General features: G+C 70.5%; 16 protein-coding genes and 1 pseudogene. 11 read left to right on the top strand and 6 right to left on the bottom strand.

Going from position 1 to position 19,283, the window contains the following annotated elements:
* Nucleotides 1-215 precede the first annotated feature (215 nt).
* From ACIPEK_RS05450 to ACIPEK_RS05440, 3 genes are all read left to right on the top strand, one after another.
* The gene (locus ACIPEK_RS05450) at nucleotides 216-1,691 is read left to right on the top strand and encodes an alkaline phosphatase PhoX (protein WP_401990973.1); all 1,476 of its coding nucleotides are present in this window, start codon (nucleotides 216-218) and stop codon (nucleotides 1,689-1,691) included.
* 518 nt (nucleotides 1,692-2,209) lie between these two features.
* Nucleotides 2,210-3,790 (top strand): TROVE domain-containing protein, encoded by a 1,581-nt coding sequence (locus ACIPEK_RS05445; RefSeq protein WP_401990970.1) that lies wholly within the window; start codon nucleotides 2,210-2,212, stop codon nucleotides 3,788-3,790.
* 78 nt (nucleotides 3,791-3,868) lie between these two features.
* Nucleotides 3,869-4,093 carry a hypothetical protein gene (locus ACIPEK_RS05440; RefSeq protein WP_327275883.1) on the top strand — a complete coding sequence of 75 codons (225 nt, stop codon included), beginning with the start codon at nucleotides 3,869-3,871 and terminating at the stop codon, nucleotides 4,091-4,093.
* Nucleotides 4,094-4,201: 108 nt separating this feature from the next.
* Here ACIPEK_RS05440 and ACIPEK_RS05435 read toward each other — a convergent pair whose 3' ends face one another.
* Nucleotides 4,202-5,422, bottom strand: coding sequence for a TerD family protein (locus tag ACIPEK_RS05435; RefSeq protein ID WP_401990967.1), 1,221 nt, complete (start codon nucleotides 5,420-5,422; stop codon nucleotides 4,202-4,204).
* 589 nt (nucleotides 5,423-6,011) lie between these two features.
* Here ACIPEK_RS05435 and abc-f point away from each other — a divergent pair.
* Together abc-f and ACIPEK_RS05425 are read left to right on the top strand one after the other, a co-directional pair.
* Complete coding sequence (abc-f, locus tag ACIPEK_RS05430; protein ID WP_401991821.1) at nucleotides 6,012-7,646, top strand: ribosomal protection-like ABC-F family protein; 1,635 nt, start codon at nucleotides 6,012-6,014, stop codon at nucleotides 7,644-7,646.
* A gap of 79 nt (nucleotides 7,647-7,725) precedes the next feature.
* A pseudogene (locus ACIPEK_RS05425) lies at nucleotides 7,726-8,264 on the top strand (ATP-binding cassette domain-containing protein); the annotation flags it as partial.
* A 142-nt stretch (nucleotides 8,265-8,406) separates the two neighbouring features.
* On the opposite strand, the gene ACIPEK_RS05420 reads toward ACIPEK_RS05425, so the two are convergent.
* Nucleotides 8,407-9,216: an NAD-dependent epimerase/dehydratase family protein gene (locus ACIPEK_RS05420; RefSeq protein WP_401990964.1), complete on the bottom strand. Its 810-nt coding sequence runs from the start codon at nucleotides 9,214-9,216 to the stop codon at nucleotides 8,407-8,409.
* A gap of 331 nt (nucleotides 9,217-9,547) precedes the next feature.
* Here ACIPEK_RS05420 and ACIPEK_RS05415 point away from each other — a divergent pair, with 331 nt between their 5' ends.
* Both ACIPEK_RS05415 and ACIPEK_RS05410 read left to right on the top strand, forming a co-directional pair.
* Entirely contained in the window at nucleotides 9,548-10,507 is a 960-nt protein-coding gene (locus tag ACIPEK_RS05415; RefSeq protein ID WP_383067807.1) for a 5-dehydro-4-deoxyglucarate dehydratase, read from the top strand.
* Nucleotides 10,504-11,682 (top strand): hypothetical protein, encoded by a 1,179-nt coding sequence (locus tag ACIPEK_RS05410; protein WP_401990960.1) that lies wholly within the window; start codon nucleotides 10,504-10,506, stop codon nucleotides 11,680-11,682. The genes ACIPEK_RS05415 and ACIPEK_RS05410 overlap by 4 nt, the downstream gene beginning before the upstream one ends.
* Before the next feature lie 40 nt (nucleotides 11,683-11,722).
* Here the strand turns inward: ACIPEK_RS05410 and ACIPEK_RS05405 are convergent, their stop codons facing one another.
* From ACIPEK_RS05405 to ACIPEK_RS05390, 4 genes are all read right to left on the bottom strand, one after another.
* Entirely contained in the window at nucleotides 11,723-12,931 is a 1,209-nt protein-coding gene (locus ACIPEK_RS05405) for an MFS transporter (protein ID WP_401991818.1), read from the bottom strand.
* A 366-nt stretch (nucleotides 12,932-13,297) separates the two neighbouring features.
* On the bottom strand, nucleotides 13,298-14,749 hold the full coding sequence (locus tag ACIPEK_RS05400) for a peptidoglycan D,D-transpeptidase FtsI family protein (RefSeq protein WP_401990957.1): 1,452 nt from the start codon (nucleotides 14,747-14,749) through the stop codon (nucleotides 13,298-13,300).
* A 306-nt stretch (nucleotides 14,750-15,055) separates the two neighbouring features.
* Nucleotides 15,056-15,529: a GNAT family N-acetyltransferase gene (locus ACIPEK_RS05395; protein WP_401990954.1), complete on the bottom strand. Its 474-nt coding sequence runs from the start codon at nucleotides 15,527-15,529 to the stop codon at nucleotides 15,056-15,058.
* Nucleotides 15,530-15,531: 2 nt separating this feature from the next.
* Nucleotides 15,532-16,302 carry an IclR family transcriptional regulator gene (locus ACIPEK_RS05390; protein ID WP_383067815.1) on the bottom strand — a complete coding sequence of 257 codons (771 nt, stop codon included), beginning with the start codon at nucleotides 16,300-16,302 and terminating at the stop codon, nucleotides 15,532-15,534.
* Between the two features lie 154 nt (nucleotides 16,303-16,456).
* Between ACIPEK_RS05390 and ACIPEK_RS05385 the strand changes: the two genes are divergently transcribed.
* From ACIPEK_RS05385 to ACIPEK_RS05370, 4 genes are all read left to right on the top strand, one after another.
* Nucleotides 16,457-17,977, top strand: a complete 1,521-nt coding sequence (locus ACIPEK_RS05385; RefSeq protein WP_401990951.1) for an aldehyde dehydrogenase (NADP(+)) — start codon at nucleotides 16,457-16,459, stop codon at nucleotides 17,975-17,977.
* Nucleotides 17,974-18,585, top strand: coding sequence for a DUF1349 domain-containing protein (locus ACIPEK_RS05380; protein WP_401990948.1), 612 nt, complete (start codon nucleotides 17,974-17,976; stop codon nucleotides 18,583-18,585). The genes ACIPEK_RS05385 and ACIPEK_RS05380 overlap by 4 nt, the downstream gene beginning before the upstream one ends.
* A 121-nt stretch (nucleotides 18,586-18,706) precedes the next feature.
* Nucleotides 18,707-19,060, top strand: a complete 354-nt coding sequence (locus ACIPEK_RS05375; protein WP_401990945.1) for a hypothetical protein — start codon at nucleotides 18,707-18,709, stop codon at nucleotides 19,058-19,060.
* Nucleotides 19,060-19,281 carry a hypothetical protein gene (locus tag ACIPEK_RS05370; RefSeq protein WP_401990942.1) on the top strand — a complete coding sequence of 74 codons (222 nt, stop codon included), beginning with the start codon at nucleotides 19,060-19,062 and terminating at the stop codon, nucleotides 19,279-19,281. Before ACIPEK_RS05375 ends, ACIPEK_RS05370 begins: the two co-directional genes overlap by 1 nt.
* The last annotated feature ends 2 nt before the right edge of the window (nucleotides 19,282-19,283 follow it).

Below are 19,283 nucleotides of genomic sequence, written 5' to 3'. Positions count from 1 at the left end.
TCAGGCGGTCGCGCCGCCCGCTCGCACGGGCGGCGTGAGCGGGCGGTACGCGGCGGACGGCACGGACCGGGCGCGTCATCCGCTCCGGCCGACCGCATCCGGCCAACTGCACAGGAAGGATGCCCCTCAACGTCGTCCGTAGTTCAACTGGTGTTGGCGCGGGGGCGCGACTGTGGGCGCGCCAACAACCCGCCCAGTTGCTCCAGGAGTACGTGATGCCCTTCACGCGCAGGGAATTCACCAGACAGTCCGCCCTCACCGGTGCCGGCATCGCTCTGACCGGTACGGTCGCCGCGCTGGCCACCGCGCCCGGTGCCCTGGCCGCAGAGGACTCGAAGCACGGCCACGACGGCCACGGCCACGACGACCATGACCACGACCACGGTCACAGCCACGAGCCCGGCTACGGGCCGCTGATCGCCGACCCCGAGGGACTCCTCGCGCTGCCCGCCGGCTTCTCCTACAAGGTCATCACCCACAGCGGTGTCACCAAGCTGGAGTCCGGCGAGTACACCCCCTCCAACCACGACGGCACGGCCACCTTCGAGGGCCCGCGCGGCGTCACCCTGCTCGTCAACAACCACGAGCTGAGCGGCACCCGCGCCGGCTGGGAGCACCCGGTACCGCTGGCCGAGGGCCTCGTCTACGACCCGGTCGCGGCCGGCGGCTGCACCGTCGTGGAGACCCGCCGCGACGGCCGTACCGCCGAGTGGGTCGGCATCGCCGGCACCTCCACCAACTGCGCGGGCGGCGCCTCCCCGTGGGGCACCTGGCTCACCTGCGAGGAGACCGAGGACAAGGCCGGCAAGAACGGCCTGCTCAAGGACCACGGCTACGTCTTCGAGGTCGACCCGTACGACAAGCGCGCCAACCGTGACCCGCGCCCGATCAAGGCGCTCGGCCGGTACGCCCACGAGGCCGTCGTCATCGACCCCAAGCTCGGCCACGCCTACCTGACCGAGGACGCCGCGGGCCCCAACGGACTGCTCTACCGCTGGGTTCCGCCGCACGGCTTCCGGCACGGCCGCGGCAAGCTGCGCACGCTCGCCGACGACGCCGGTGTCCTCCAGGCCGCCAAGTGCTTCGACAAGAGCGGCAAGTTCGTCGACGACCTGTCCCGCGCCACCAAGATCGGCACGGTGTACGGCGTGGACTGGGCCGACGTACCCGACCGTGACGCGAAGACCGTCTCGGTGCGCAAGCAGTTCGCGGCCGGCGAGGTCACCCGCGCACGCAAGCTCGAAGGCATGTGGTGGGGCGACGGCGGCGTGTACATCGTCTCCTCGTTCGCCCGCGCGGAGAGCCCCGTCCAGCACGACGGCCAGGTCTGGTTCTACGACCCGAAGCGCCGCACGCTGACGCTGAAGGTGCTCCTCGGTGTGAACGCCGACCCGTCGAAGGACGGCGCCTTCGACGGCCCGGACAACATCACCGTCTCGCCGTACGGCGGTCTGGTCATCGCCGAGGACGGCAACGGCATCCAGCACCTGTTCGGGGCGACCGACAGCGGCCGCACGTACCCGATCGCCCGCAACGAGCTGAACATCGGCAGCGAACAGGAGCCGGAGTACAGCGAGTTCACCGGTGTCACGTTCTCGCCCGACGGCAAGACGCTGTACGCCAACATCCAGACGCCGGGCATCATGCTCGCCATCACCGGTCCGTGGAAGCGGCAGCCGAACCGCCACTGACGGCCGGCACCGCCGGAAGTCGCCCGGAGGGCATTTCGCGCGTAATTCCCTCGCGCGCCCCGGAGTCCCCCTCTAGAGTCCTGTCTGTGCCCAGGTGCGCAGGCAGGACCTACTTCCAATGATAATGGGGATGTCGCGGGTTCGAGTCCCGCCACCGGATCTCGTTCCGGTGTAGCTCAGTGGATAGAGCGCCTTCGTCGGTTCAGCCGAACCTGATCTCTGGGCACATCACAACTTCATCAGCAATGACTGCACGCACCTCCCGGTGCGCAGGCTGCGGCTACTTCCTGTCAAGAAAACTGCCGCCGCCGACTCTGATCTCGGGAGGCACAGACATCGGGGGTGCCCGGTGCGCAGGTGACGGATACTTCTCGGATCTGACGGTTGCGGGTTCAAGTCCCGTCCGGCCACGGCCGGTAGCTCAAGGGGTAGAGCATCAGGCAAGCCCGTCGCCGACTCCTGATCTCGGGCACCCTTTTCCCGCTGTGCCTTCTCCCAATGAATTCGGGGGAATTCACATGGCACGCTTCAATACCCGCACCACCAAGCCCCGCACCACCTCGCCCGTGAAGTCGACCGGGCGCACCGCGCCGACCCATCAGGGCGGCCGAGGGTATCTCCGTGACAATCGCTCCGAGCTCTTTCTGCTGGCGGTCGCCAATTTCGTTTCCCAGCAGACCTTTTACGAGGACGGCGGGCAGCGCGACAACCGATTCGCCGAACTCGTGCGGGTGCTCGCCGTCGGAGACCCCGAGTGGACCGCCGGTCTGCTCCACTGGCTGCGCCGCGAGGGCCAGATGCGTACCGCTTCGATCGTCGGCGCCGCCGAGTATGTGAAGGCACGGCTCGACGCGGGTGCCGAGGACGGTCCGTCCAACCGGCAGGTCGTCGACTCCGTCCTGCTGCGCGCCGACGAGCCCGGTGAACTCCTCGGGTACTGGACCTCGCGCTACGGCCGTGCCGTGCCCAAGCCCGTCAAGCGCGGCATCGCCGATGCCGTGCGCCGCCTCTACAACGGCAAGTCGCTGCTGAAGTACGACACGGCGTCCAGGGGCTACCGCTTCGGCGACATCCTGAACCTGGTGCACGCCGCGCCCGACCCGGAGAAGCCGTGGCAGGGCGAGCTGTTCCGGTATGCCCTCGACCGCCGCCACCACCCGGAGGCGGCCGTGGTGCCGGTCTCCGACCGCACCCTCACCGCGCACCGTGCGCTGATGGAGCTGCCGGTCGAGGAGCGGCGGGCAGTGGCCGTCGGTGCGGACGGTGCGGACCGGTTGGCTGCCGCGGGCATGACCTGGGAGTCCCTGGCGGGCTGGCTGCAGGGGCCGATGGACGCCAAGGCGTGGGAAGCGGTGATTCCGTCCATGGGCGCGATGGCGCTCGTCCGCAATCTGCGCAACTTCGACGAGGCCGGCGTCTCGGACGAGGTCGCCGCGCAGGTGGCTGCGAAGATCTGCGACCCGGCCGTGGTCGCCGCATCGCGGCAGTTCCCGTTCCGCTACCTCGCCGCCTATCAGCACGCGCCCTCGCTGCGCTGGGCACATCCTCTGGAGAAGGCGCTCGGCCACTCCCTGGGCAATGTGCCCGCGCTGCCGGGGCGGACGCTGATCCTGGTCGACCGCTCGGGCTCGATGTGGTCGCCGCTCTCGGACCGCTCGCAGCTCAACAGGGCCGACGCCGCCGCAATCTTCGGTACCGCGCTGGCGCTGCGGGCAGCCGACGCCGATCTGGTGCAGTTCGGTACGAACAGCGCACCGGTGACGTATCGCCGGGGCGAGTCCGTGCTGAAGGTCCTGGAGCGCTTCGGTGACCTCGGCGGCACCAACACCGAGGAGGCGGTGCGGCGGCACTACCGGGCCCATGACCGGGTATTGATCGTCACCGACGAGCAGGCGTCGTTCTCGTACGCCGCGGATGCCACCGCGGCCGTGCCGGCCGGTGTGCCCGTCTACACCTGGAACCTGGCCGGATACCGGGCCGGGCACGCCCCGTCGGGAGGTGGGAACCGCCACACCTTCGGGGGTCTTTCGGACGCGGCGTTCCGCATGGTGCCGCTGCTGGAAGCGGGCCGGGACGCGGACTGGCCCTGGAATCGCTGATTACGAATCCGGCATCAGTGCGCCCCCAGGAGTCGACGGGCATGGCGTCGGGCGTTCCCAGGGCGCATACTCAAGGTAATGAAACAGTCAGCCCGGCGATACCTGCCTTCCAGTCCCTTCAACCGCCCGGCCCAGGCGGCCCCACCGGTCGAATTGTTCGATGTGGGCGACAGGGTGTCGCACGACCAGTTCGGACTCGGTCGAGTCCTTGCTGTCGAGGGCGACAACGACGCAGTGCTCATCGACTTCTCGGGGCGACAGGGGAGGATCCTGAGCCCGTACTCCAAGCTGACCAAGCTCTGAGAGAGGCGGCGAGCACGCGCAGCGTCCGCGTCCCCGTCACGCTCCCCGGCTTCAGGGGCACCTGCACCCGCAGGTGCCCCTGAAGCCGTGTCGGAGACCTTTGCGGCGCTACAGCGCCTGGGCGGCGGGCTTCACCATGCCCCGGACGGTGCGCGACTTCACGAAGTCGCCCATGGCCGTCATCTCCCATTCGCCGGAGAACTGCTTGATCAGCTTGGCCATCATCACGCCGGTCTGCGGCTCGGCGCCGGTCAGGTCGAAGCGGACCAGCTCCTCGCCGGTGGTGGCGTCGATCAGCCGGCAGTAGGCCTTGGCGACCTCGGTGAACTTCTGGCCGGTGAACGAGTTGACCGTGAAGACCAGACCGGTCGCCTCGGCCGGGATCCGGCCCAGGTCGACGACGATCACCTCGTCGTCACCCGCGCCCTCGCCCGTGAGGTTGTCGCCGGAGTGCTTGACCGCGCCGTTCAGGATGGAGAGCTTGCCGAAGTAGCAGCTGTCCAGGTGGTTCCGGTTGGGGCCGTAGGCGATCACCGAGGCGTCGAGGTCGATGTCCTTGCCGCGGAACGCGGGCTCCCAGCCGAGGCCCATCTTGACCTGGGAGAGCAGCGGGCGGCCGCCCTTGACCAGGGAGACCGTCTGGTTCTTCTGGAGGCTGACCCGGCCCTTGTCGAGGTTGATCTTGCCGGAGGCGGCGGGCGCGGGAGCGGCGGCGGGCGGGGCCGGCGGGGCCGAGGGGGCCACAGGCGCGGCGATCCGCGGGTCCACCGGGGCGGCGGTGGGCATCGGGGGTACGACGGGGGCGGGCGCGGGAGCGGCGGCGGGCTCCTCCTCGACCGAGACGCCGAAGTCCGTGGCGATACCGGCCAGTCCGTCCGCATAGCCCTGGCCGACCGCGCGGGCCTTCCAGGCGCCGTTGCGGAGATAGACCTCGATGACCACGAGCGCCGTCTCGGTGCCCAGCCGGGGCGGGGTGAAGGTGGCGAGCACACTGCCGTCGTCGGCGTTGCGTACGGTCGCGGTGGGCTCGATGCCCTGGAAGGTCTGGCCCGCCGCATCCGGGCTCGCCGTGACGACGATCTTCTCGATTCCGGACGGGACCGCGGTGGTGTCCACCACGATCGCGTCCGGTGCGGTGCCGCCGCCGGAGCGGTAGGTCACGCCGGGGCCGGCGGGCTGGTTGTAGAAGATGAAGTCGTCGTCGGAGCGCACCTTGCCGTCGGCGGTGAGCAGCAGGCCCGAAACGTCGAGCCGCACCGGTGCGGAGACGTCCACTGCCACGCGGGCGGCGGAGAGAGGGATGTTCGAGCCGGGGGTCATAGCGGTCATGCACGAGGTAACGAACGACCGGGCTTTGCCGTTCCCTTACCTTCACCCGCCTTGGCGCACTCCTGGCGTGGCCGGGCGGCCGGTGCGGCCGGCCCGGCTACGGCCCCGGGATCCATGTAACCGTGGTCGGCGCTGACATTGATCATGCTCCCTGAGTCGGCCCGGAGAGGCTGGTCGAGTCCTGTGTGCTCCCCGCCGCCTGCCCCGGAATGCTCCCGACGGCCCGGTCGGACCGTAGAAGCCGGTCAGCGGCCAAAGGGCAAGATCGAGCGCGTCCGAGCAGATCCAGCCCGGCCTGATCACCCCGACCGGCAACCTGCGCGGGCGGCCTGTCGAGGTCCCGGCCGGTGACCCTGTCGCGTCCCCGGTCCCACGCCCCTGTGTTAGCCTGATAAAGACCTTGATCATTTGTTGAGGAGCCCAGACATGGTGGTGGACGACGACATCTCCGGGTGATACCCGGACCCGACAGGCCACCGGCCGGTGCGTGGAAGCGCCGCAGGATGGCCTCTCTGTCGTCCCCTCTTTCCCCCTGTCGGCTACCGGGGCAGAAGTGTCTTCCATGCCCCATTCCCACAAGGTCACCTCCATGTCCAACGCCTCCATCGTCTGCTCGGACCTGTCCTTCACCTGGCCCGACGACACTCCCGTCTTCCAGGACCTGTCCTTCACCGTCGGCTCCGGCAGCACCGGCCTCGTCGCGCCCAACGGCACCGGCAAGAGCACGCTGCTCAAGCTCATCGCCGGTGAACTGCGGCCCGGCAACGGGTCGGTCTCCGTGGCCGGCGCCCTCGGCTACCTCCCGCAGTCCCTCCCCCTGACCGGCGACCTCACGGTCGCCGAGGTGCTGGGCATCGCCGCGATCATCCAGGCCATCGACGCCGTGGAGTCCGGGGACGTCGACGAGAAGCACTTCACCACCATCGGCGATGACTGGGACATCGAGGAACGCACCCGCGCCCAGCTCGACCGCCTCGGCCTGGCCGACCTCACCCTGGACCGCAGTCTGAGCACCCTCAGCGGCGGCCAGGTCATCTCCCTCGGTCTCGCCGCCCAGTTGCTGAAGCGGCCCGACGTGCTGCTGCTCGACGAGCCCACCAACAACCTCGACCTCGACGCCCGGCACAAGCTCTACGACGTGCTGGAGGACTTCAACGGCTGTCTGCTCCTGGTCAGCCACGACCGCGCCCTGCTCGACCGCATGGAACGCATCGCCGAACTCGACCGCGGCGAACTGCGCTTCTACGGCGGCAACTTCACCGAGTACGAGGAGGCCGTGCGGGCCGAGCAGGAAGTCGCCGAGAAGAACGTCCGCAACGCCGAACAGGAGCTGAAACGGGAGAAGCGGGAGATGCAGCAGGCTCGCGAGCGCGCCGACCGCCGGCAGAGTAATGCCGCTCGCAACCTGAAGAGCGCCGGCCTGCCCCGTATCTTCGCCGGCAACATGAAGCGGGGCGCACAGGAGTCCGCAGGCCGGGCAGGCCAGATGCACGCCAACCGGATCAGCGAGGCGAAGGCCCGGCTGGACGAGGCCGGACGCGCGCTGCGCGAGGAGCAGCGCATCACGCTGGACCTGCCGGACACCAATGTGCCCGCCGGACGCAACCTGTTCCTCGGCGAGCAGCTCCGCGTCCGCCTCGGCGACAAGGACGTGTTCGGCGGCCAGGGCGTCGACCTGACCGTCCGGGGCCCGGAGCGCATCGCGCTGACCGGTCCCAACGGTGTCGGCAAGAGCACGCTGCTGCGTCTGCTCAACGGTGACCTGACACCACAGAGCGGCGAGATCAAGCGGGCCGACGGCCGCATCGCCTACCTCTCGCAGCGCCTCGACCTGCTGGACCTGGACCGTACGGTCGCCGAGAACTTCGCCGACTACGCCCCGGAGCGGCCGGAGGCCGAGCGGATGAACCTGCTCGCCCGCTTTCTCTTCCGGGGGCCTCGCGCCCATCTGCCCGTCGGGGTGCTCTCCGGAGGCGAGCGGCTGCGCGCCACCCTGGCCTGTGTGCTGTGCGCGGAGCCGGCTCCGCACCTGCTGCTACTGGACGAGCCGACGAACAACCTCGACCTGGTCAGCGCGGGCCAGTTGGAGAGCGCCCTGAACTTCTACCAGGGGGCTTTCGTAGTGGTCAGCCACGACGAGCGGTTCCTGCGCGCGATCGGCGTGAACCGGTGGCTGCGGCTGGCCGACGGTGAGCTGAAGGAGACGGGGGCCCCCGAGGTGTGAGCCGCCGGCGTGTCGACCTGGCCGGTGTCCGAGGCATGCCGCCCCGCGGGCCGAGCACCGATCACGTTGGACGGATCCCATGCTTGAGCCCACTCTGCTTGCCCACGGCCTCGTCCGCACACTCGGCGACCGACGGGTGCTCGACGGTGTCTCCCTGACAGCCTCGCCCGGGCACCGCATCGGGCTGATCGGGGAGAACGGCGTCGGCAAGTCGACCCTGCTGCGCCTGCTGGCCGGGACGGACGATCCTGAGCCGGCAGCGTCTCGATACCGCCCGATCTGGGCTTTCTTCAGCAGGAGATGCCATACGACGCCGCCGTGACGATCGCCGACGTACTCGACGACGCCCTGCGCGAGGCCAGGGAGGACCTCGCCGAGCTGGAACGTCTCACCGAGCAACTCGCGCAGGACGCGCCTGAGTACGCCGGCCTGCTCGGCGCGTACGGTGTCCGCCTCGAACAGGCCCAGGAACGGGAGGTCTGGGACGCCGACCGGCGTGCCGCGCTCGTGCTCGATGGCCTCGGCCTCGGCGCCTTCGGACACGATCGGACGCTCGGGTCGCTGTCCGGCGGGCAGCGCGGCCGGCTCGCGCTGGCCGCGCTGCTGGTCCGACGGCCCCCGTCCACGCCCGAGCCCCCGTCCACGCCCGCCGGTGCAGAACGATCTTCCAGGGAAACCCCACGAAGGGTCCCGGCGCTGTGCTGAACGATCAAGATCAATCTCAGCGCCGACCACGGTTCCATTGATCCCCGGGGCCGGGCTAATGCGGCCAGATCGGCGGGTTGGTGCAGAAGTGGCCGCCGAGGTGGGCGTGGTCGGGGTTGTCCGGGTCCAGTTCACCCTGTTCGGCGATGAGCCCGGCCGCGTACGGCTCCGAGTCGTCCCTCGGCTCGTATCCGAGCGAGCGGGCCGTCGTCAGGTCCCACCACAGCCGGGTGTTGTCGGACGAGCCGTGGACGACGGTGTGCCGCACGTCCTCGGCGGTGAGTGCGGCGTGGAAGAGCCGGGCGCCGTCCTCGGGGCTCATCCAGACCGAGAGCATCCGTACGGATGTCGGTTCCGGGAAGCAGGAGCCGATGCGTACGGAGACGGTCTCCATGCCGTGCCGGTCCCAGTACAGCTGGGCGAGGTCCTCGCCGAAGGACTTGGACAGGCCGTAGAAGGTGTCGGGGCGGCGCGGGGCGTCGATGGGGATCAGCGGGTCGCCGGGGAGCGGGCGGGGGGTGTAGCCGACGACATGGTTGGAGGAGGCGAACACGATGCGTCCGACGCCCTCTTCGCGCGCGGCCTCGTAGAGGTTGTACGTCCCCTCGATGTTCGCCTTCAGGATCTTGTCGAACGAGGCTTCCAGGGAGATGCCCGCGAGGTGGACGACCGCGTCGACACCCCGCACGGCCTCGCGCAGCGCCTCCTTGTCACCGAGGTCGGCCGTGATCGCGTCCGGCTCGCCCTCGATCGGGGCGACGTCGAAGAGGCGGAGCTCGTAGCCGTACGCGGGCAGAAGTCCACGCATCAGGGTGCCGAGACCGCCGGCGGCGCCGGTGAGCAGGACGGTGCGGGGAGCGGGCATACGCGGATCTCCTCGGTGCATAGGGGCACGCGCGCGGCCTGCGCGCGCGTGCACGGCCCCTGCGGTACCTGCGACATGTACCCGTGGGACGCCAAATCCATGGACGGCATTCACATGCATGGACAAGCTAAGAAGTCATGACGTACTGCGTCAAGTGCCGGGCGCCTCTCTCGCGGGGTCTGTCGCGGAGTCGGTAACTCCGTCTTCGTGAACGGACGGGTTGCGCGTTCCCGCCTTGACCTGTGCCGGGCTGCTGCCTTAGCGTGAAGGCGTTCATGAATATGGACATCGATCAGACTTGTGCACGCCTGAACCTGCTCAGGGAGCGCCCGTGACCTCAGCCCCTCTTGCCGCCCGACTCACCCGTGTCGCCGGGCCGCTCTTCTTCCCCGTCACCGCGTACGGACCGGACGGCGCGATCGACATCGACGCCTTCCGCGCGCATGTACGCACCGGCGTCGACGCCGGTGCGGCGGCCGTCTTCGCCTGCTGCGGCACCGGCGAGTTCCATGCCCTGACGCCGGAGGAATTCCGCCTCGTCGTCGCCGCGGCCGTCGAGGAGACCGCCGGAGAGGTGCCCGTCGTCGCGGGAGCCGGATACGGCACGGCGCTCGCGATCCAGTACGCGAAGCTCGCCGAGGACGCGGGCGCGGACGGGCTCCTCGCCATGCCCCCGTATCTCGTCCTCGCCGACCAGGCAGGGCTGCTGAGCCACTACACGGCGCTCGCCGCGGCCACCGGTCTGGAGACGATCGTCTACCAGCGCGACAATGCCGTCTTCACCCCGGAGACCGTCGTCGCACTGGCCCAGGCGCCCGGCATCATCGGCCTCAAGGACGGCTACGGCGACCTCGACCTGATGCAGCGGATCGTCAGCGCCGTCCGCACCGAACTGCCCGGCCAGGACTTCCTCTACTTCAACGGGCTGCCCACCGCCGAACTCACCGGCCTCGCCTACCGGGGCATCGGCGTCACCCTCTATTCCTCCGCCGTCTTCGCCTTCGCACCCGACATCGCGCTCGCCTTCTACCGGGCGCTGGACTCCGGCGACGACGACCTGGCGGGCGCACTCCTCGACCACTTCTACCGGCCACTCGTCGAACTGCGCGCCAAGGGCCGCGGCTACGCCGTCTCGCTCGTCAAGGCGGCGGTCCGGCTCGGCGGCCTGGACGTGGGCGAGGTCCGCACCCCGCTCACCGAGCCGCCCGCCGCTCACATCGAGGAGCTCACCGAGATCATCGCGCGCGGCCGAGCCCTGCTGGAGAAGTACGGGCAGGGGCAGCGCGGGTGAAGACCTCGGCCTTCCTCTACCCGTGGGACGTCGTCGGCGACCCGGACGCGGCCGCCCGCGCCGCCGACCTGGGCGTCCAGCAGGTGACGCTCGCCGCCGCCTATCACTCCACCCGGGCGCTGACCCCGCGCCACCCCGGCCGCCGCATCGTCACCGCCGAGCACGCCGCGGTGCTCTACCCGCCGGACGCCGCCCGGTGGGCGGGGCGCGAGCTGCGTCCGCATGAGCAGTCCTGGGTGGCCTCGGACGACCCGTACGCCGAGGCCGCGCAGGCCCTGACCGACGCCGGTCTCGAGGTGCACACCTGGGTGGTCCTGGCGCACAACTCCCGGCTGGGTGCCGAGCACCCGGACACATCCGTGGTCAACGCCTACGGCGACCGCTACCCCTGGGCGCCGTGCATCGCACGGCCCGCGGTGGGCGAGTATCTGGTCGCTCTGGCGGCGGAGGCGGCGGTACGAGGCGGTGCGCGCGGCACCGAGCTGGAGTCCTGCGGCTGGTACGGCTTCGCGCATCTGCACGCCCACGACAAGATCGCGGGTGTCGGCCTCGGGGATGCGGCGCAGTATCTGATGTCGCTCTGCTTCTGCCCCGACTGCCGGACCGGATATGCGGAACACGGCCTGGAAGCCGATGAGTTGGCCGCGACCGTGCGCCGCGCGCTGAAACCGGCCTGGTCCGGTTCCGGCTCCCCGGAGGCCGGGTGGGCGGGCATCGAGAAGCTCCTCGGCGCCGACCTCGCCGCCGCCACCTTCCAGTGGCGCGGCCAGGTCGCCCGTGTGCTCCAGGAGTCCGCGGTCGCCGCCGTACGGGAGGCGGCGGAGCCGGGTTTCCAGGTGCTGCTGCACGCCGACCCCGCGCCGTACCGCTGTGGTGCCAACGTCGGTGTCGACCCGGAGCACATCCTGTCCGTGGCGGACGGCGTGGTGCTGCCCTGCACCGGCGGCGACGCGGCGCGCGAGGCCGTACTCGGCCCGTTCACCGGGCGCGAGGGCGTGCTCGCGGCCAACTTCACCGTGGTCACGGGGATGGGCGGAAGTCCCGCCGCGCTGGAGCGCGACGCCGCGCATGCGGCATCGCTAGGTGCGAACCAACTACGCCTGTATCACGCCGGGTTGGCCTCCGACCCGGACCTCAGGGCCGTCGCCGGAGCGCTGTCACGCCTTGGTCGATGAAGGAAGCGGGCCGGTGTGGGCGCCAGCGGTCCCCAAGCTCTCAACTTCGTTCGAGCAGGGGAGACCCCATTCGCCGGCCCGTGACCAGCAGGGCCGCCGTCAGCAGCGCGGCGGCAGCGACCACCGGCAGCAGCGCCCGGATGTCCACCAGCGCGACCAGCCCCGCACCGAGCGCCAGCGCCACCGCGTTCGGCACCATCATCAGCGTGTTGGCGGTCGCGGCGGTACGGCCCAGCACGGCGTCCGGAGTCTCCCGCTGCACCGCCGTCATCGCGGCGATCAGTACACACGGCAGCCCCATACCGATGGCCGCGCTCGCCACCAGCGCCACCGCGTCGTACGGCAGCGCCCGTACCCCCACCGCCAGCGCGAACAGCGCGATCCCGGCCGCTGTGAACACCCGCTCCGGCAGCCGCCGCAGCAACGGCCCGGCCAGCAGCCCGACAGCGACGGACCCGGCGCCCTGCACCGCGTACAGCACACCCGCGTACGTGGGGGAGTGCCCGAGACCGTCATCGACGACGGCATAGATCGCGGCCCCGTTGAGCCCCGCGCACAGCATCGTCACCGAGCCCGCCAGCACGAGCGGCCGCAGCACCGGTGACCCCCACACCTGCCGCATGCCGGCGGTGAATTCGCCCTTCCGGCCGGCCGGAGGGGCTGTGGCCGGCTCCCGTACCGGCAGCAGCGCGTAGACCCCGGCCGCCAGCGCGAACGACACCGCGTCCAGCAGCGCCACCGCACCGCCTCCGTACCGGGCGTACAGTCCGGCGCCGGTCAGCGGTGCCAGCAGCTTCATGCCCTCGCCGGCCATCGTCCGCAGCCCGTTGAAATCACCCAGCAGCCGGGCGTCGACGGCCCCGGCGACCAGCGCAGACTCGGCCGCGTCCATCAGTACGGAACTCGTTCCGTACAGGACGAGCACGGCGAAGAGGATCCAGATCCGCCCCGCCGAATCGACCACGATCAGCGAGGCCAGCAGCCCCGCCATGACGAGATTCGACCAGACGAGGAGCGGCTTTCTGGGGAGCCGGTCGGCGATCGTCCCGAGGGCGGGCCCGACCAGCACCGGCAGCCACATGGCGAAAACGGCGAGCGCCGCCAGACTGTCCGACCCGGTGAGCGACTTGACCCAGACCCCGGCCGCGAGCCACATCGCGGACGTCCCGAAACCGGAGACGACGACCGCCGTGAGAAACAGCCCCGCCGTACGGTCCCGCAGCACCCGTACCGTCGCCGACCTTGCCATCGCACCCACCGCAGCCCTCCTGATCCGCACGCTCGTCACGTGCTCAGGCTGGTGAGTAAGGACGTCCGACGGCATCGGGCGGATGCCCTACTCCTGCTCGGCCGCACCCGTTGCCGCTGCACCAGGTGTACGGCGCATGCCGGATGTCCGTGAAGTTCTTCCATCAGAACTGAAGCGTTGGACAGTACGTGCTGGAGGCGATCAAGCACGCGACCCCACCGCGCAGTTGCTCGGCGTGAAGCAGCCGCGGCGGCAGGCCGGTCCCGGCGAGTCCGGCGGGCGTGCAGGGGGCGGGCGGCGGAGGTCATCGGCCGGATTCCGACAGCCGGAGCCCGGCCTCCGCGCCTGCCCGTCTCCCCCCTCTTCTCACCCCTTGAGCGCTGCCTTCATCATCTTCTGAGCGATCGGCGCGGCCAGACCGTTGCCGCTGACCTCCGCGCGGGCCGCACCCGAGTCCTCGACGAGCACCGCCACCGCGACCTCCTTGCCGCTGGATTTGTCCTTCGCGTACGAGGTGAACCAGGCGTACGGGGTGTTGCTGTTGCCCACGCCGTTCTGCGCGGTACCCGTCTTGCCGCCGACTTCGGCTCCGGAGATCCGGGCGTTGGTGCCGGTGCCCTCTTCGACGACGGTCACCATCGCGCTGCGCAGCTGCTCGGCGGTGGACTGCGAGACGACCCGCTTCGTGTCCCCGTCCGCGAAGTCCTCAAGTGTGTTGCCCTTGGAGTCGGTCACCTCGGACACCATGTGCGGTGCGGCCAGTTCGCCACCGTTGGCGAGGGTGGCCGAGACCATGGCGATCTGCAGCGGCGTCGCGGTGACCTCGAACTGGCCGATGCCCGTCAGCGCCGTCTGCGGCTTGTCCATGCCGGACGGGTAGATGCTCTTGGAGGCCCGTACCGGCACGTCGAGCTTCTCGGTGTTGAAGCCGAACTTCTCCGCCATCGCCCTCATCTTGTCCTGGCCGAGGTCGGCGGCGACCTTCGCGAAGACGTTGTTGCAGGAGTACTGGAGCGCGGTGCGCAGCGTGGCGTTCTCGCAGGGGGCCGAGGCGTTCTCGTTCTTCAGGACCGTGCTGGTGCCCGGCAGGGTGTACGGATTGGGGCTGTCCGTGCGCTCGTCGACGGAGCCGTACAGTCCGTTCTCCAGCGCCGCGGCCGCCACCACCAGCTTGAACGTCGAACCGGGTGCCAGCGGCTGCCGCAGCGCACGGTTGACCATCGGCTTGTTGTCGTCGTCGAGCAGCTTCTTCCAGGCGTTCCCGTCCGTCGTCCCGCTGATCGTCGACGGGTCGTACGAAGGGGTGGAGACCAAGCCGAGGATCTGCCCGGTCTTCGGGTCGATCGCGACCGCTGCACCCTTGTCGTTGCCGAGCGCCTCGTACGCCGCCTTCTGCACATCGGGGTCGATCGTCGTCAGGACGTTGCCGGGGGAGGCCTGCTTGCGCGTCACCACGTCCATCGGGTTCTTCAGCCGGTCGTCGGTGCCGTCCAGCACATGGCTGTAGATCCCTTCGAGCTGCGTGGCACCGTACGCCTGCGAGCTGTAGCCGGTGACGGCCGAGTAGAGCTCGCCCTGCGTATAGGTGCGCTTGTACGCGAGGTCGCTGCCCACCGTCCTCTTCGATCCGGTGACCGGGTTCCCGGCCACGATGATGTCACCGAGCGGCTGCGCGTACTGCGCGATGGTGTTCCGCCGGTTGTGGTCGTTGTCTGCGAGCGCCTGTGCCTGGTACGCCTGCACCCAGGTCGCCCGCAGCAGCAGGGCGAGCACCAGCAGCAGGCAGAAGACCGAGGTGTGCCTGATCGTTTTGTTCATCCCACGGGAGGGACGAGCGGGGCGCCGCGCGGCGTTCCCGGTTGTGCCGCTTCTCACCGATTCCTCATCATTGGCCGGGGGCGCGAGCGCCGTCCGGCCGGAGCATGGCAAGGCGCAGCGGGCGTCTGCAGCCGCTCTTGCGCCGCGAGAAATCTGTTGCGAGCGTATGCGTCCGATGTACGCGGGAACACCGGTTCATGGCAGCGGGCCGGAGCCGCACGCGGCCGACCGCGTCCGAGAGATCGCGGACCGGGATCCACAGCGGCATCTCCCTTTGCCGCGCGGAGGGCACGGACCGTCGCCGCGTCACCCCGGCAGCGTGAACAGCAGCTCGTCGGTCTCCTCGCCGCGAGCGTGCGAGTACCAGTGATCCGTGCCGGTGACGGCGAACCCGCACTTCTCCAGCACCCGGCGCGAACCGGTGTTGTCGGCCGCGGCCCGTGCGTGCAGCGGGCGTTCCGGTACGACGTCGAGCAACGCGCGCAGCGCGGCCGTCGCGAGCCCGCGGCCCCAGTGCGCCCTGTCGATCCAGTAGGTGACCTGACGGTCGTCCGGCGGCCCGTACGCCCCGGCGTTGCCGACCACCGCGCCGTCCACGACCACCGTCCGCATCACGATGGAGCCGTCGGCCAGGATCCGTCGCCAGTGGGCGTCGAACGCATCCCGGTCGGTGGGGTCCTCGCTGGTGAAGGCGGCCGTCCTGACCGACTCCGGGTCGGACATGAACGCGAAGAACAACGACAGATCGCGCTCGCGCACCTCGCGCAGGGCAACTCGCATGATCAGAGCCTCCGGGTGGCCAGCGTCAGCCGGTCCCGCGCGTCGAACAGCGCGTCCTTCACCATCTGCTCGTGCGCGGGCGTGAGCCGGGCGACCGGCACCGAGCAGCTGATGGCGTCGCGGGCGGGGGTGCGGTACGGGATGGCGACGCCGAAGCAGCGCAGCCCGAGGGTGTTCTCCTCGCGGTCCACCGCGTACCCCTGCTCGCGGATGAGGTGCAGCTCCTCGATGAGCTTCTCGCGGTCGGTGATGGTGTGCTCGGTCAGCGCGGGCAGCGTCTCGGGGAGCATCTTGCGGACCTGCTCGTCGCTGTGGGTGGCGAGCAGCGCCTTGCCGAGCGAGGTGGAGTGGGCGGGCAGCCGGCGGCCGACGCGGGTGAAGGGCCGCAGATAGTGCTGGGACTGCCGGGTGGCGAGGTACACCACGTTCGTCCCGTCGAGGCGGGCCAGGTGGATGGTCTCCGTCGTGTCGTCGGAGAGCCGGTCCAGGGTCGGGCGGGCGGCCACGACGACCTCGTCACCGTCGATGTACGAGGTGCCGACCAGCAGGGCCCGTACGCCGATCCCGTACCGCGTGCCCGTCGCGTCGGTCTCCACCCAGCCCAGCTCCACCAGGGTGCGCAGCAGCATGTAGAGGCTGGACTTGGGATAGCCGACGGCCTCCTGCACCGCGGCGAGCGAGTGCATACCGGGCCGCCCGGCGAAGTATTCGAGGAGTTCCACGGTCCGCACCGCGGACTTGACCTGTGCCCCACCAGACTCGGCAACCGACATCGCCCTACGTCCCTTCCAGCCCACTTACGAAACCCTGCGACTCCTTGCCACACTGAACGCCCGGAAATAGAGTCGCTTCATATTCACGATCGGGAACTCTGTTCAGAATACCGAACAACTTCTGATGTGTGGCAGTGGAGCGGAAGGAATCACGGTGGCAGCAGCACCAGTCTGGAGCGTCGACCCCCGCACCGGGAACCCGCGTGAGCAGGTTGCGGTGGAGGCTACAACGGAGGAGGTGGACCGCGCGGTCCGGGCCGCCCATGCGGTACGCGACTCGCTCGCCGACCGCACCGTGCGCGCCGCGTTCCTGCGTACCGCGGCCGATCTGCTCACCGAGGCCGGGGAACACGTCATCGAGGCCGCCGACGCGGAGACCGCACTCGGCCCGGCCCGGCTCACCGGCGAACTCGCCCGCACCGCGGCCCAGCTGCGGGCCTTCGCGGAGGTCGTCGACGAGGGCGCCTTCCTCGACATCCACATCGACCACGAGGACGCCACCAGGACCCCGCCCTGGCCCGACCTGCGACGCTACAAGATCCCGCTCGGGGTCGTCGCCGTGTACGCGGCCAGCAACTTCCCGCTCGCCTTCTCCGTCCCCGGTGGCGACACCGCGAGCGCACTGGCGGCCGGCTGCCCGGTCGTCGTCAAGGCGCACCCCGACCACCCCGCCACCTCCGAGCTGTGCGCCTCCGTACTGCGCCGGGCCGCGGCGCAGGCCGGACTGCCCGAGGACGTACTGATCCTGGTCCACGGCTTCGAGGCGGGCATCGAGCTGATCAAGCACCCGCTCGTCGCCGCCGCCGGCTTCACCGGCTCGGTACGCGGCGGCCGCGCCCTGTTCGACGCGGCAGCGGCCCGCCCCGCCCCCATCCCCTTCCACGGCGAGCTGGGCTCCCTCAACCCCGTCGTCGTCACCGAGGCGGCCGCCACCGAGCGCGGCGAGCAGATCGGCGCCGGGCTCGGGGGCTCGATGACCATGGGAGCGGGCCAGTTCTGCACCAAGCCCGGTTTCGTCCTGGCCCCGGCCGGCGAGACCGGCGACCGGCTGCTGAAGTCGCTGACCGAGACGGTCAGCGACACCGAGGCCGGAGTCCTGCTCGACCACCGGATGCGCGACGCCTTCCTCGCGGGCGTACGCGAACGCGCCGAACTCCCCGACGTGGAGGCCCCGGTCACCCCCGGCGCGGGCGGCGACCACACCGTCGCGGCCGGCTTCCTGACCGTACCGGCGCACCTCCTCACCACAGAGGGCCCGCACGACGCGCTCCTGGAGGAGTGCTTCGGCCCCGTCACCGTCGTCGCCCGGTACGCCTCCGAGGACGAGATCACCGCCGTCCTCTCCCGGCTCCCCGGCAACCTCACCGCCACCCTCCAGACGGCCACGGACGGAGCCGACGCCGACGCCCCCGCACTCCTCGCGGCCCTCACCCCGCTGGCCGGCCGGGTCCTCGTCAACGGCTGGCCGACCGGCGTAGCCGTCGCCCCCGCCCAGCACCACGGCGGCCCCTACCCGGCCACCACCTCCACCTCCACCTCGGTCGGCGCCACCGCGATCGAACGCTGGCTGCGCCCCATCACCTACCAGACGACCCCCGAGGCCCTGCTCCCACCGGAGCTCCGTGACGACAACCCCCTGAACCTGCCCCGCCGAGTGGACGGCCGCCGCGCATGACCCCGCACCTCCCCGAACTCCCCTTCGGCCTGAGTCCGTTCGGCCCCGAGGTCGACTGGACGTACGAGAACGGCGTACTGGCCGGCCGGGCGGGCGCCCGCCAGGACCGCTTCGTACCGCCGGGCGGCGCCGCTCTCGACAGCGTGAGCGACGCACCGCGCCTCCTCGGCCCCGCGCCCCGGGGCGACTTCCAGCTGATCGCCCGGGTGAGGGTCGGCTTCGCCGCGGCCTTCGATGCCGGAGTGCTCTACCTCCACGTCGGGGAACGGGAGTGGGCCAAGATCTGCCTGGAACTCTCCCCGGACCACCCCACCGTCTGCACGGTCGTCACCCGCGGCCACTCCGACGACGTCAACTCCTTCGTCGTGGACGGCGACAGCTGCTGGCTCCGCCTCAGCCGCACGGGCAACGCGTTCGCCTTCCACGCCTCGGCCGACGGCGAGAAGTGGACCTTCGTCCGCGTCTTCGCCCTCGGCGAGCCCGAGCAGGCGGCCGAGGCGTCGGTCGGCTTCCTCGTCCAGTCCCCGACGGGCGAGGGCTGCGAGGCGACGTTCGACCGGATCGCGTTCCGCACGACGGGACTTGACGACCTGCGCGACGGCAGCTGAACCGTCGCACACACCCGCCCCGCAGATCCGTCGCGCCATCGAACGAATGGGCGCGCCTACTCAGCGGAACCGAGTACCGGCCCCCAACCCTCCGGCATCGCCGGAGGGTTGGATGGGCCGCATGGAAACCACGCCCGCCCCCGCCGAGCAGCGCACGGCCGACACCCAACGCGCGGACCGCAACATCCGCACGGCCTCCTGGTTCGCCCTGGGAATGCTCGTGCCCGTGCTGATCGGCTGCGTCCTCTTCGTGCTGAGTACGCCCCGGGCGTCCGGCTGCGTGACCTACGGCGAGGACTGCGCCACCGTCCCGGACTGGAGCCCCTGGTGCCTCGTGGCAGCAGTCGTGCTCGGCATCGCGGCGGTCGCCTGGCCGAGAAAGTGGCTGCCGTTCGCCTCCGCACGCGGCTGGCTGCTGGGCCTGCACATCGCCGCGCAGTTCATGACGGCGTCACTGGTTCTCAGCTACGCCTGATGAGACGGGCTGCGGCCGGGGCGGCGGTGGCCGATCAGGGCCGCACGGTCGTCCAGGCGGCCCGCGACTATGCGCTCTCCTGGCCGGTCGTTGCGGCGGCGTTCACCAGTCACGCCCGGGCGGTGCTGCCGGCCCAGCCCGAGCCGGTGCAGGCGCTCGGTATCGACGAGATCCGCCGAGGCCGGCCGAGATGGATCCCCGACGAGGCCACCGGGATCTGACA

Source organism: Streptomyces sp. NPDC088246 (assembly GCF_044741025.1).
GTDB lineage: Bacteria > Actinomycetota > Actinomycetes > Streptomycetales > Streptomycetaceae > Streptomyces.
The sequence above is the reverse complement of the archived record's forward strand: the minus strand, read 5'-3'. Positions and strand labels throughout refer to the sequence as shown.